The following is a 13,625-nucleotide window of genomic DNA, read 5'->3' as shown; positions in this document are numbered from 1 at the left end:
CGGGGTCGTGCATACGCTCGAACTGGCGAGCGCGCTCAGCTCGCACAGACGCCGCCTGCCGTTCACCAGGCCATCAGCAGAAAGGAATCTCCATGCCTGTCATGCACTTTCGGATTCAATGGCCTGATGGCGACGAAGCGAATTGCTATTCGCCGTCGCAGGTGGTCAGCGATTTCTTTACGCCGGGTCACGCTTACCCGCTGGACGACTTTGTCCAACGCTCGCGCGAGGCGCTCAACATCGCCTCGGAGCGCGTGCGGCAGAAGTACGGTTTTGCCTGCTCGGCCGCGATGGATCAGCTCGCGCAGATCGAGCGCGACGCGGAGCGCTTTCGCGAGCAGGCGGGCGCCACCGTGAAAGTCATCGAGTTGGTCTGAACCGGATGCAACACACGGGTTCACACATGACCTAACCGTTTCGTCGGGCCAGCCGCGCGATATCGCCGCGACGGCCGGCCGATCTTCCACTTGCAAGGACGCATCATGTCGAACACAGCGCACTCCGTGAACAGCGGGACAGGCGAGCAAGGACACGGCGACGGCCGCTACAGCGTGCTCGTCGTCGGTGGCGGGCAGGCGGGGCTGTCGATCAGTTACTACCTGAAACAGGCCGGCGTCGATCACCTCGTGCTCGAGAAGCAGACGCTCACGCATACCTGGCGCACGCAGCGCTGGGACGCCTTCTGTCTCGTCACGCCGAACTGGCAATGCGGGCTGCCGGGCTACCCCTATGCGGGCGACGATCCGCATGGCTTCATGAAGAAGGACGAAATCGTCGCCTACCTCGACGGCTTCATCGCCATGGTGGATGCGCCCGTGCTGGAGCATACCCAGGTCAGCCGCGTGAAACGGCGCGATGACGGCATCTATGCGGTGACGACCAGCCAGGGCGATTTCACCGCCGATCAGGTGGTCGTGGCCTCAGGCGGTTATCACACGCCCATCGTGCCGCGCATGGCTGAACGCCTGCCTGCACAGATCGTGCAGATGCAGTCGTCCGAGTATCGCAATCCGCAGGCGTTGCCCGAGGGCGCGGTGCTGGTGGTGGGTTCGGGACAATCCGGCGCGCAGATCGCAGAAGACCTGCATCTGGCCGGCCGCAAGGTGGTGCTGGCGGTGGGCGAGGCGCCGCGCTGCGCGCGTTTCTATCGTGGACGCGATGTGGTGGATTGGCTCGCGGACATGCAGTACTACGATATGCCGGTGGAAAAACATCCGCTGCGCGAAGGCGTGCGTGACAACACCAATCACTATGTGACCGGTCGCGACGGTGGCCGCGATATCGACCTGCGCCGGTTCGCCGCCGAAGGCATGGAGCTGTACGGACGGCTCGAAGACCTGCGCGACGGCGTGCTGCACTTTGCGCCGAACCTCGCGGCCAATCTCGACGATGCGGACGACACCTATAACCGCATCAATGCCAGCATCGACGGCTTCATCAGCAAGAACGCGATCGACGCGCCGCCCGGCGACGTCTATGCCCCCGTCTGGCAGCCCGCGCATGAACGCACGACGCTCGCACTCGCCGACAGCGGCATCGCGGCGATCGTGTGGTGCATCGGCTTTACGCCGGACTTTAGCTGGATCGACGCACCCGTGTTCAATGGACGAGGCTATCCGGCGCACACGCGCGGCATTACGCCGGTCGAGGGCCTGTATTTCGTCGGCTTGCCCTGGTTGCACACATGGGGCTCGGGGCGGTTCTCGGGGATCGCGCGCGACGCGGACCACGTCGTGCAGGCGATTCTTGCGAAGCAGCGCGAACGCGCCGCGGCTTGCGCCTCGATGGCGGCTTGAGAAGTGAAGGTGAAGGCGCCCGGGCCGCGCACAGCGCGCGGCCCGGGAGACGGTCTTTACCGAGCGAGGCTTAGCTGCCCAGCGCCGGATCGCTCATGCTGCTGCGTCCCGTTTCCACGTGACCGGCGAGACGCCGCACGTAGGTCGCGTCCGTGTTGACGGTTATCGTCAGGTCGTACCAGCCGTAGGCGGCGCGCAGATCGAGGTAGAGCTCCTCCGTGCTGCCGCCCACGACGGTGCGCTTGACGCTCATGCTCGGATCGTACGCATTGCTGATGGTGAATTCGCAACGTGCCGTGCCGAGGTTCTGGAGACGCAACTGCAGGTTGCCGTTGGCGACGTCGTAACCTTCGGCCACTTCCGGTTGGGCCACTTCCGTATGGCTCCACCAGTTCGATGCGACCGCCGGCTTGCCGGCGAAACGGCGCAGATAGCCGTTCGGGCCGAACACGGTGTAGTCGTAAGTGCCGCTGGCGGTGACCGGGAAGTTGTCGTCAATGCGCTTGCCGGCTTCGACGGTATAGCTGCGCGGTGCAGCGCTGCTATTGGTGGCATAGACCAGGAACACGGCGCCGGCTTGCCCGCTGTTGAGGAAGCGCATCGACAGCTGGCCTTGCGAAGCCTCGTCGTGCAGGCGCACGAAGAGTTCGTAGGGCAGGGCACGCGCGGGGCGCACGCCCGGTTCCTGTTTCGGCACGGCCTGCACGAGCGGCGGCAGCGGCACATAGTCCGGGTGACGCAACTGGTCCGGCGGCACGTAGCCGGAAGTGCTCGGCAGCGTCGGCGTGGCGTCGTTCGGATTGACGAAGTTGAAGGCCGACGTCAGGTCGCCGCAGATCGCCTGGCGCCACGGCGTGATGTTCGATTCGGCGAGATTGTGGCTTTGACCGAAGCGCTTTTCGATGAAGCGGATCACCGACGTGTGGTCGAACAGTTGCGAGCACACATAACCGCCCTTCGTCCACGGCGACACCACGATCATCGGCACGCGCGGTCCAAGGCCGTACGGGCCGTTGGAATATTCGCCGGCCGTGTACTGGCCATTGCCCGTGTAGTTTTCGTTGGTGAGCGCGACCGTCGACAGGCCGCTGGCGCTGCTGGTCGGCGCAAACGGCGGCGCCATGTGATCGAAGAAGCCGTCGTTCTCGTCGTAGTTGACGAGCAGCACCGTCTTGCTCCACACCTCCGGGTTCGACGTCAGGATCTGCAGCACCTGATCGACATACCACGCGCCGTAGTTGGCGGGCCAGTTCGGGTGCTCGGAATAGGCTTCCGGCGCGACGATCCACGAGACCTGCGGCAGCGTGTTGTTGGTCACGTCCTGCTTCAGGACATCGAAGTAAGTGCCGCCGTTCGACACGTTGGTGCCCGTGCGTGCGTTGTCGTACAGCGGATTGCCCGGTTGCGCGTTGCGGTACTGGTTGAAGTACAGCAGCGAGTTGTCGCCGTAGTTGCCGATATACGGATTCGAGGTCCAGCCCCACGAGCCGTTGGCGTTCAGGCCGGTGCCCATGTCCTGATAGATCTTCCACGAAATGCCCGCGCTTTGCAGCACTTCCGGGTAGGTCGACCAGCCGTAGCCGAGTTCGGAGTTGTCGATCACCGGGCCACCGCCGTTGCCGTCGTTGCCCACCCAGCCGGTCCACATGTAGTAGCGGTTCGGATCGGTCGGGCCCATGATCGAGCAGTGGTACGCGTCGCAGATCGTGAACGCGTCGGCGAGTGCGTAGTGGAACGGAATGTCTTCGCGCGTCATGTACGCCATCGTCGTGGTGCCCTTGGCCGGCACCCACTGGTCGTAGAGGCCGCCGTTCCATGCGGTGTGCGTGCTGTTCCAGTCGTGCGCCAGATCCTGCAGGAACTGCAGGCCCAGATTCGGTGCGCTCGGACGGAACGGCAGCACATAGGCGGCGTCCGCGGCGATACCTTCTGCAAGCGGCTGATACCACACCGGATTGCCGGTGGGCAGCGAGACCGCGCGCGTGTCGCCGAAACCGCGCACGCCGCGCAGCGTGCCGAAGTAGTGATCGAACGAACGGTTTTCCTGCATCAGGATGATGATGTGCTCAACGTCCTGGATGGTGCCGGTTGCGTTGTTGGCAGGCAGCGCGAGCGCGTTGCGGATGCCGAGCGGCAGCATGCCTAACGCGGTTGCGGAGCCGGCAGCCGAGGCGGCTGCGCGTAGAAAATCACGGCGATTTTTTGATGTCATGTTGGGCTTCGATCTTCAGGAGAAGGAATATGCGCGACGGCACTCAAGCACAGGCACAGCCGGCGCGGGGACTCAGACGAACTCAATCAACGGTGTGAATCACGGGTGTTGCAAGACTGTCGGATGCGGCTGCGCCAACCTGTGCGGGAGCGGGCGGCGGTGTCTGGATGGTTTGCGCGGGCAAGGCTGCGGCCTGCGCCGTATGAGTTGAAGCGGTTTGCGGCACGGCCCAGGGAGCGGGCGGGGCGGCGTCGATCTGTTCGGCGGTGGTCGTGGGCGTCGCGGGTGGCTTGGTGTCGTCGTTGCCGCAGGCGCTCAGAAACAGGCCCAGGGACGCTGCGAATACGCTTGCCCAGAGCATGCGTAACCACGCCCCTGGCCGCGTCGCCAAACGTTTGCCTACGGAGTTTTCGTTGAACGCAACGCTACACGCAGACCTGGCGAACATGGGAGGCCTTTGACGATGGGAAGGAATCTGGCGAGGGTGTGGGGTCCCTCGCTCATCACCGCCGAAGCATAACTAGTTACCTGTGTAAGATTTATGAACCTTGGGTAAGAAGTTGCGATTGTGCAGGTTTGCGCGATTTGTGAAAGGTGCGTTTTTGACGTGCGAATGCCCGCTTCGCTCAGTGGCGCGGCTCACGGGCGTCGCCTGGCGGCGCAACTGCGTTGCGCAACTCAATCGCAGATGGCGACGATGGCCTCGATCTCGACGGTGATGTTGCCTGGCAGCGAGCCCATGCCCACAGCCGAGCGCGAGTGCCGGCCTGCTTCGCCGAACACGTCGACGAACAGATCCGAGCAACCGTTGATGACATGCGGATGTTCGGTGAATTCCGGTGTGGCGTTGACCATCCCAAGCAACTTGACGACCCGCTTCACGCGTTGCAGGTCTCCCAGTTCATTGTGCAGGACCGCGAGCAGATTCAGCCCGACCAGTTGCGCGTGTCCATACGCTTCTTCGGTGCTGACGGTGGCGCCCACCTTGCCGGTCATCAGCGAACCGGCTTCGTTCAGGGGGCCCTGACCCGAGAGGAACAGCAGATTGCCTTCACGTGTGCAGTGACGGAAGTTGCCGATGGGCGTCGGCACTTGGGGAAGCTTCAGGCCGCGTGCATGCAGCCGTTCATAACAGTTCATCTGGGATCGAATGGGGTGAGATCGGGCTGAAAAATTTCAAACGACTTTCAGGCGGTGGCGCCCTGCTCGCGATGCCGCCAGCCGAGCCGCGCTTCGATGCGGGCAGCGACGTCTTGCACGGCCTGGGCATAGCGCTCGGTGCCGAGCACGGCTTTCGCCTCGGGCATCACAATCGAAATCGTAAACACGCAGGTGCCGGTGTTATCGAGCACAGGCGCGGCGAGGCACGCTACCGACGCATCGGACTCGCCGATCTGGATCGACAGGCGCGCGTCGAGCGCGTCTCGCGCAATCTGCGCGAGTACCTTGGGACGGGTTTCGGCGCGGCCGGTGGGCGAGGCCTGGGCATGCTCGGCGAAGAAGGCGATCCGTTCGGCGTCCGGAAGATGACCGACCAGCAGGCGCCCCGACGCGGTCCAGTTGAGCGGCACCCGGCTGCCCACGCGCGAGGTGACACGGAAATGCCCCGGCCCTTCGGCCATCTGGAGCACGATCATCATGCCCTCTTCGAGTCCGCACACCTGGACCGTCTCTTCGACTTCGGCGGACAGACGCTGCATTTCCTCGTTCGCCACCGCGAGGTAGTCGAGCGAACTGGCGTAGGTGAGCCCATAGCCATAGAGCCGCGAGCCGAGCCAGATGGTGCCGTCCAGACGCCGGGCCAACAGGTTCTTTTCGACCAGATCGTTGATGATCGAATAGACCGTAGAGAGCGGGGCGCCTACCATGCGCGCGACTTCATAGGCCGTGGCCGGCCGGTTGGCTTCCTGCAGCGCGTCGAGAATCTGCACCGCGCGGTCGATCGCGCTGGTGCGGGTGCGTGGCGCCTGGGAGGCCGGCGCCGCGGGCGTCTCGGCGGGCGTCGCGGATAAGGCCGCCGCGGCCTCAGCGGCGGTGGATCGGGGCGTACGGGCCATTGTGCTCCTTGGATGCCGGATGTTTTTGTCCAGTTGACGCACGGACATTGTATGCTAGACTAATCCTCAATTACAACACATATTCCATAATTAAGAAATACTCGCCTGGAGACGTTTCTCGATGGATATCCGCTCTCGCTACGGTTTACGGCCTGTCATCAATGCCTCGGGCACGATGACGAGTCTCGGCGCTTCCAGTGTCCACGCTCCGGTCATCGAAGCGGTGGCGGAGGTTTTGCCGCAGTTCGTCGAGATCGACGATCTGCAACGCAAGGCCTCTGCGGTCATCGCGCGAGCGTGCGGCAGCGAAGCAGGCTATATCACCGCGTCGTGCTCGGCGGGCATCACCTTGAGCATCGCCGCGACCATGACGGGCGACGACCTGGGCCTGATCGAGCGTCTGCCGGATACGCGCGGCCTGCGTCATGAAGTCGTCATCCAGACCGGTCATCTCGTCAATTATGGCGCACCCATCGATCAGGCGATCCGCCTCGCCGGTGCGCGGGTCGTGCCGGTCGGCGCCGCTACCGAAGCGCACGGCTATCAACTGGCGAGCGCCATCGGCGAGCACACCACGGCGGCACTCTACGTCGTGTCGCATCACACCGTGCAGTACGGGATGATCCCGCTCGAAGAATTCGTCGCCGTAGCACACGCGAAGGGCGTGCCGGTGATCGTCGATGCTGCGTCCGAATATGACCTGCAGCGCTTTATCGCGGCAGGTGCGGACCTCGCGCTTTACTCCGCGCACAAGTTCCTCGGCGGGTTGACCGCCGGCATCGTCGCCGGCCGTAAAGCGCTGGTGCGGGCCGCTTACTTCCAGAACGGCGGCATTGGCCGCGGCATGAAGGTCGGCAAGGAAGGCATCGTCGGGGCGATGGCCGCGCTCGAACAATGGCAACAGCGCGATCACGCGGAGGTCCGCGCGCGCGAACACGCTTATCTGACGTTCTGGCGTGACGCGCTGAAGCGCTTCGCCGGGGTGCGCGCCGAACTCGACGCCGACCCGACCGGCAATCCGCTCGAGCGTCTGAAACTGCAGATCGATCCGCGCGAGGCACGCACCAGCGCCTGGGATCTCGCCGATGCGCTGGCGCGTCCGCCAGCGGGCGAGGCCCCGGTGATCGTGCGCGATCACGAAGCCGAACAGCATTTCTTTTTCGTCGACCCGTGCAATCTGCATCCTGGCGAAGAGCAGGTGGTGCTGGCGCGCCTCGTCGCCGAGCTCGAACGTGCGCAGCAAGCGCACGAGCCGCGGGTGACGCCGTTCCATCAGCGCGACGCCCGCCGCGGGGCAACCCGTCGCAACTGGCCCGACTGACACGCCGTTCCACGAAGACTGTGTTTGACCGATACACCGGATTCGTTCCGGTGTCGCTTTGCCTTGCACGCTTAGTACTACTGATATAGCCGGGACAATCCCTAACCACCGGCGTTTGCTTTTCTTTCGACCTGAGGAAACCACCCCATGATGCACAAGCAGATTCTTCGCGCGACGCTCGCCGTCGCCGCAACCGGACTGGCCGGCGCGGCTGCCCATGCGCAAAGCAGCGTCACGCTATACGGCATTGTCGACGCCGGCATTACGTACACCAACAACCAGAAGGGACAGTCGGCGTATCAGGCGACGCCAGGCAACGTGCAGGGTTCACGCTGGGGCTTGCTGGGCAGCGAGGATCTGGGCGGCGGCAACAAGGTGCTGTTCAGGCTGGAAAACAGTTTCAATCTCGAAACGGGCGCGCTGGGCGGGGGTGGCCGGATGTTCGGGCGCGGCGCATGGGTGGGGTTGAGCAACGACCGGGCCGGTACGATCACACTCGGGCGCCAGTACAACAGCGTGCAGGACTACCTGTCGAATATGCAGATCAACGGCGTGGGTGCGCTGAGCCAGTATGCCAACGCGGTCTACGATAACGACGACCTCAACAACACCTATCGCACCGACAACGCCGTCAAATACACCACGCCCACCTGGGCCGGCTTCACCGCCAATGCGATGTACGCGTTTTCGAACACCGCCGGGCAATTTGCCAACAACCGCGCATGGAGTGCCGGTGCGGATTACGTGAATGGTCCGCTGCATCTCGATGCGGCCTATTCGCTGGTCGATCAGCCGGCCAGCAATACGGCCGGCGCGGCGCCTTCGGACAACTACTACGGCACGAGTTCGTCGATCATCAGCAACGTTGCGCGCAATCAGGTGTGGGGTGCCGGCGGCTCCTATGCATTCGGACCGGCTACGCTCGCGCTGCTGTACACCAATTCGCAGTTCAATCTGATTGCGGGCGGCAGCCTGCGCTTTGCCAACTATGAAGCGAGCGTGCGCTACCAGTTGACGCCGGCCACGCTGCTCTCGCTCGGCTATATCTACACGAGCCAGAACAGCAGCGCGGCAAGCGCCGCGAACGCGCACTACAACCAGGTCGCCGTGGGCGGCGAGTATTTCCTGTCGAAGACCACCGACCTCTACCTGAACGGCATCTATCAGAATGCCGCCGGCTCGAAAGCGTGGATCGAAGGGATCTCGAACCCGTCCAGCACCAACGGGCAATTCTCCACCGTCGCCGGCATTCGCCACAAGTTCTAGTCACCCGGCGAACCCGTGTTGCGCGCCTGTCGTGGCAGGTCCACGCGGCGCGCCCATCGTAGCGATGGCGCGTGCCGCACGCGCGGCACGTGGCGTATTGCGCGTGGCCGATTCTATTCCCCAGGAGCCCAGATGGCGACCGTTCAAGGCAGTCTTTTACTCGTCTACGCATTGATTGCGATCATTGCGCTCGTCGTGCTGATCGCGCGCTTCAAGATGAATCCGTTCATCACGTTGATGCTGGTGTCGGTGGCGTTGGCACTCGCGGTCGGCATGCCGATGACCTCGATTCTCAAGTCGTTCGAAACCGGCGTGGGCGGCACCCTCGGTCACATCGCCATCGTGGTCGGTCTGGGCACGATGCTCGGCAAAATGATGGCCGAATCGGGCGGAGCGGAACGGATTGCCCGCACGCTGATCGATCTGTTCGGACCGAAGAACGTTCATTGGGCGATGATGTGCATCGCTTTCCTCGTCGGCCTGCCGGTGTTCTTCGAAGTCGGCTTCGTGTTGCTGATTCCGATTGCCTTTAACGTGGCGCAACGCACCGGCACGTCGATGATCCGCGTCGGTATTCCGATGGTGGCGGGACTGTCGGTGGTGCACGGCCTGATTCCACCGCACCCGGCTGCGTTGCTGGCGGTGACCGCGTACAACGCGGATATCGGCCACACGATTTTCTATGCGCTGATTGTCGGCATTCCGACCGCCGCGCTGGCCGGACCGCTGTTTTCGAAGCTGATTAGCCGCTTCGTGGTGCTCGAAGGGGTGAACCCGATGGCGCAGCAGTTCATCGAGCAGGACGCCAAACGCGCGCAGCAGCAACTGCCGGGCTTCGGCATCACGTTACTGACGGTGCTGCTGCCCGTCCTCTTGATGCTGGTGGGGAGTTGGGCCGACCTGATCGTGCCGGTCAAGTCCACTGCGAACAACGTCCTGCATCTGATCGGCCACCCGGACATGGCGCTGCTGCTGGCGGTGCTGCTGAGTTTCTATACGTTCGGGACGGCGCGCGGTTTCGGTCGCGAGCAGATCCTGAAGTTTACCAACGAGTGCCTGGCGCCGACCGCCGGCATCACGCTGGTGGTGGGAGCCGGCGCGGGCTTTGGGCGCATCCTGATCGATAGCGGCGCGTCGAAGGCGATCGTCGATGTGGCGACCGGCGCGCACGTGCCGCTCCTGATTCTGGCGTGGCTGGTAGCGGCACTCATTCGTGTGGCGACAGGTTCGGCCACGGTGGCGATGGCTACCGCCGCGGGCATCATTGCTCCGATCGCGGCCGCCGCAGCGAGCACAGGCGGGGTCCGTCCAGAATTGCTGGTGCTTGCCACAGGTGCCGGTTCGCTGATTCTCTCGCATGTGAACGACGGCGGCTTCTGGCTTGTGAAGGAGTACTTCGGTATGACGGTGCCGCAGACCTTCAAAACGTGGACGGTCTGCGAGACGATCATCTCGTTGACTGCGCTGGTGCTGACGTTGGGACTCTCGGCGGTGATCTGAGCCGGCGGGGCGCATGCGGTGGTTGGCCGACGATGCGCTCCGGGGTTGGCGGCTCAGACAGGGTGTTCAGGCTCGTTCGCCTCAATCGCGCTTCGTTGCGCGCCGCGCTGCGACAAACGAAGTAATCGCCGCGTTCAGCGCATCAGGGGCATCGCGATGCGGCGAGTGTCCGCACGCAACGAGCTTCGCAAGCTGCGCGTGCGGTACCTGCCTGGCAATGGCGTCGAGATGGGCCATGGTGCCGTAGTGATCGTCATGGCCCTGCACGGCGAACAAGGGGCAGCGAATCGCGCGCAGTGCGTCGACCATGTTCCAGGTTCTGAACGCCGGGCTTGACCAGATATCGCTCCAGCCGTAAAACGCCGAATCGACATCGTCGTGATAGCGGCTAAGCCGCTCGCGCAACTCGGTTTCCTCGTAAGCGGTCCTGGTCTGCGCGATCCCCTGCAACGAGATGTCTTCGACAAACACATGCGGCGCGACGACGACGGCGCCTGCCAGTTGATCCGGAAACAAGGCCGCATAGTGCAGCGCGATCGAACCGCCGTCGCTGTGGCCGATCAACCACATGCGCTTGCGTTGCGCGGCATCGACGCCGAGCGTGTCCAGTAGCGCCGGCAAAATCTCGCGCGCCTGAATGGCCAGATAATCGACCGGCCAGACAACGTCATGAGGCCGCGGCGTCGAACGTCCATAGCCGGGCCGCGAATAAACGAGGCCGCGCATGCCGAGCTGATCGCAGAGCTGTTGTGGCCACTCGCGCCACATGGCTATCGAGCCTAGCCCCTCGTGCAGAAACACGGCGAGCGGCGCAGCGCTTGGCGCGGCGTTGAGCCACTGGTATTCGATCCGCAGGGCGTCGTGCGTAACGGTGGCGTCGAGCATGGCGAATTGGCTTGTCGTTGCGTTCATTACGGCATTGGCGCTTACGGGTGCTGCCGGATTGTGCATGGACCACCTGGAGTGACTCGCGCGATGGAAAACGCGAAGAGGGTATCGATAGACGAATCGAAACGACGCGGGTCAGGGCCCGCAGTTCAACCGCGCGCCGGCGACACCGCACCGCACGCGCGTATTACCAGTTGCACCACTTCTTCAGTCGACGCGTCGAAGGCCTTCTGCGTCAGCGCACGCTTGCCGCCCAGCGCGAGAATCTGCGCATCGAAATCCGCGTAGTGCTGCGTGGTCGCCCAGATCATGTACATGAGCGTCTGCGCGTTGACGGGCGCGAGCAGACCGCGCGCGATCCAGTCGTCGATGACCGTGACGCGGCTGTCGAGCCAGGGCTTCACGCGCTGCGTGAGGATGTCCTGCATATGCTCCGCGCCGTGGATGATCTCGTTGGCCCACACCTTCGAGCCGAGCGGCCGCCGTCGCGACAATTCCATTTTCGCCCGCACGTAGCCGCTGATCGCTTCCACCGGATCGTCGCTGCCCTCGAAGGTATCCGCCGCGCGATGCCAGTCCTCGAACAGGTCTTCGAGCACCCGGCGATACAGCGCGAGCTTCGTAGGGAAGTAGTAATGCAGGTTGGCTTTCGGCAAGCCGGCCCGTTCGGCGATCATCGCCGTGCTGGTGCCTTCCAGACCGCGCTCGGCGAATACGGCTTCCGCGCAGGCCAGCAGATGGGCCTCGTTCGATTCGCGAATGTGCGCCTTGCGCCGCCGCAAAGGCGTGGGCGTCTCGTCGTTTTCAGCAATCTCGGCTGCCACTTCGTCGTGTCTCATTGTTGGCCTCGCGCGGCGCGCATGCCGCGTCGCGCTTCATTCTAGTCGTTTGCGCCGCTGCGGACACGCTCAATCGAATCACGCTGAAGCGACATGCTGCGCTGCAATGGCACGTTTCTCGCTCTGTATCGCAGCGTACGAAAGGCATTGATTTGGCGGAGTTAATCGGCTACAACCTGTCCAACTGGACAGGATTGGAGGAGCGGCCGGCCCCCCAGGGTTAGCCCTCTGTCGAGTGCGTGTGAATCGGCTTAGGGTGTGCACCTTAGCCGTGCGAAAACGCCCCAGAATCCGCCGGAGATGCACCAGTTTCTTTAGGGCGCGCAGGGCGTCTGGATTGATCGAAAGGAGCGAGACGAATGAACGCGGTATCCGAGGCGTTAAAGCATGCTGAACCCGATACGTCGATCAAGGTCGACGGCAAGCGTCTGTGGGACAGCCTGATGACGATGGCGAGGATCGGCGCAACCCCTAAGGGCGGTGTTTGCCGCCTGGCGCTGACCGATCTCGACAAGCAAGGGCGCGACCTGATCGTGAGCTGGGCGAAGGAGGCGGGCTGCACGGTCACGGTGGATCAGATGGGCAATGTCTTCATGCGCCGGGCCGGGCGCAACCCGAACGCGCTGCCGGTGATGACCGGCTCGCATGCGGATTCGCAGCCCACCGGCGGCCGTTTCGACGGCATCTACGGCGTGCTGGGCGGGCTCGAAGTGATTCGGAGTCTGAACGATCATGACATCGAGACCGAGCATCCGGTCGAAGTGGTGATCTGGACCAACGAGGAAGGCTCGCGCTTCGCCCCGGCGATGGTGGCCTCAGGCGTGTTCGCGGGCGTGTTCTCTCTGGAGTACGGCCTGTCGCGCAAGGACGTGGACGGCAAGACGATCGGCGAGGAACTCGAGCGTATCGGCTATGCGGGCGATCTGCCGTGCGGCGGCCGGCCCTTGCATGCCGCGTTCGAACTGCATATCGAACAGGGGCCGATTCTCGAAGCGGAACACAAGACCATCGGTGTCGTGACGGACGCACAAGGACAGCGCTGGTACGAAATCACGCTAACCGGCCAGGAAGCGCACGCGGGCCCCACGCCCATGCCGCGCCGTCGCGACGCGTTGCTCGGCGCGGCGCGGGTGGTCGATCTGGTCAATCGCATCGGGCTCGACAACGCGCCGTTTGGCTGCGCGACGGTCGGCATGATGCAGGTGTACCCGAACTCACGCAACGTGATTCCGGGCCGCGTGTTCTTCACCGTGGACTTCCGTCATCCGGACGACGCGGTGCTGGCGAAGATGGACGCGGCGCTGCGCGAAGGCGTTGAACGGATCGCGAGCGGCATTGGTCTCGAGACCGCGCTCGAACAGATTTTCTATTACGCCCCGGTCGCTTTCGACGCCGCCTGTGTGAAGTCGGTACGCGCCGCCGCGCAGCGCTTTGGCTATCCGCATCGCGACATGGTATCGGGTGCGGGCCACGATGCCTGCTATCTGTCGCAGGTCGCGCCGACTTCGATGGTGTTCGTGCCGTGCGTGGACGGCATCAGTCACAACGAGATCGAGGACGCCACGCTCGAATGGATCGAGGCGGGCGCCAACGTGTTGCTGCACGCCATGCTGGAGCGTGCCTGCGAACCGGCTTCATGAACTTGCAAGGGTGACAAGGGCGCCTGTTCGGGGCCGCGCGCTGGGTCTATGTGTTGGAGTGCGCGTATTGAGCCGAGCCGGGTGCCTTTAGAAAAAGCCTGACCGT

At 63.7% G+C, this 13,625-nt stretch carries 11 protein-coding genes and 1 pseudogene; 6 read left to right on the top strand and 6 right to left on the bottom strand.

What is annotated here, in order from left to right; genetic code table 11:
* The first annotated feature begins 92 nt into the window (after positions 1-92).
* Both BUS12_RS24800 and BUS12_RS24795 read left to right on the top strand, forming a co-directional pair.
* Complete coding sequence (locus tag BUS12_RS24800; protein ID WP_074300089.1) at positions 93-377, top strand: MSMEG_0570 family nitrogen starvation response protein; 285 nt, start codon at positions 93-95, stop codon at positions 375-377.
* 105 nt (positions 378-482) lie between these two features.
* Positions 483-1,796 (top strand): MSMEG_0569 family flavin-dependent oxidoreductase, encoded by a 1,314-nt coding sequence (locus BUS12_RS24795; RefSeq protein WP_074300088.1) that lies wholly within the window; start codon positions 483-485, stop codon positions 1,794-1,796.
* Between the two features lie 70 nt (positions 1,797-1,866).
* Here BUS12_RS24795 and BUS12_RS24790 read toward each other — a convergent pair whose 3' ends face one another.
* The 4 genes from BUS12_RS24790 to BUS12_RS24775 form a co-directional block, all read right to left on the bottom strand.
* Entirely contained in the window at positions 1,867-4,008 is a 2,142-nt protein-coding gene (locus tag BUS12_RS24790; protein WP_074300087.1) for a phosphocholine-specific phospholipase C, read from the bottom strand.
* An 82-nt stretch (positions 4,009-4,090) separates the two neighbouring features.
* The gene (locus tag BUS12_RS24785) at positions 4,091-4,369 is read right to left on the bottom strand and encodes a hypothetical protein (RefSeq protein WP_074300086.1); all 279 of its coding nucleotides are present in this window, start codon (positions 4,367-4,369) and stop codon (positions 4,091-4,093) included.
* Between the two features lie 317 nt (positions 4,370-4,686).
* Positions 4,687-5,148, bottom strand: coding sequence for a RidA family protein (locus BUS12_RS24780; protein ID WP_074300085.1), 462 nt, complete (start codon positions 5,146-5,148; stop codon positions 4,687-4,689).
* 47 nt (positions 5,149-5,195) lie between these two features.
* Positions 5,196-6,065, bottom strand: a complete 870-nt coding sequence (locus BUS12_RS24775) for an IclR family transcriptional regulator (protein ID WP_074300084.1) — start codon at positions 6,063-6,065, stop codon at positions 5,196-5,198.
* A gap of 121 nt (positions 6,066-6,186) precedes the next feature.
* On the opposite strand from BUS12_RS24775, the gene BUS12_RS24770 reads away from it, so the two are divergent.
* From BUS12_RS24770 to BUS12_RS24760, 3 genes are all read left to right on the top strand, one after another.
* A complete protein-coding gene (locus BUS12_RS24770) occupies positions 6,187-7,386 on the top strand; it encodes an aminotransferase class V-fold PLP-dependent enzyme (protein WP_074300083.1) in 1,200 nt (399 codons plus the stop codon).
* A 147-nt stretch (positions 7,387-7,533) separates the two neighbouring features.
* Positions 7,534-8,652, top strand: a complete 1,119-nt coding sequence (locus tag BUS12_RS24765; RefSeq protein ID WP_074300082.1) for a porin — start codon at positions 7,534-7,536, stop codon at positions 8,650-8,652.
* Between the two features lie 132 nt (positions 8,653-8,784).
* Positions 8,785-10,152 (top strand): GntT/GntP/DsdX family permease, encoded by a 1,368-nt coding sequence (locus BUS12_RS24760; protein ID WP_074300081.1) that lies wholly within the window; start codon positions 8,785-8,787, stop codon positions 10,150-10,152.
* A gap of 81 nt (positions 10,153-10,233) precedes the next feature.
* Here BUS12_RS24760 and BUS12_RS24755 read toward each other — a convergent pair whose 3' ends face one another.
* Entirely contained in the window at positions 10,234-11,103 is an 870-nt protein-coding gene (locus BUS12_RS24755; protein ID WP_074300080.1) for an alpha/beta fold hydrolase, read from the bottom strand.
* A gap of 86 nt (positions 11,104-11,189) precedes the next feature.
* Positions 11,190-11,919, bottom strand: a pseudogene (locus BUS12_RS24750) (TetR/AcrR family transcriptional regulator).
* A 319-nt stretch (positions 11,920-12,238) separates the two neighbouring features.
* Between BUS12_RS24750 and BUS12_RS24745 the strand changes: the two are divergent.
* Positions 12,239-13,519: a Zn-dependent hydrolase gene (locus tag BUS12_RS24745; RefSeq protein WP_074300078.1), complete on the top strand. Its 1,281-nt coding sequence runs from the start codon at positions 12,239-12,241 to the stop codon at positions 13,517-13,519.
* Positions 13,520-13,625: the final 106 nt, after the last annotated feature.

This window comes from Paraburkholderia phenazinium (genome assembly GCF_900142845.1).
Classification (GTDB): Bacteria; Pseudomonadota; Gammaproteobacteria; order Burkholderiales; family Burkholderiaceae; genus Paraburkholderia; species Paraburkholderia phenazinium_A.
The sequence above is the reverse complement of the archived record's forward strand: the minus strand, read 5'-3'. Positions and strand labels throughout refer to the sequence as shown.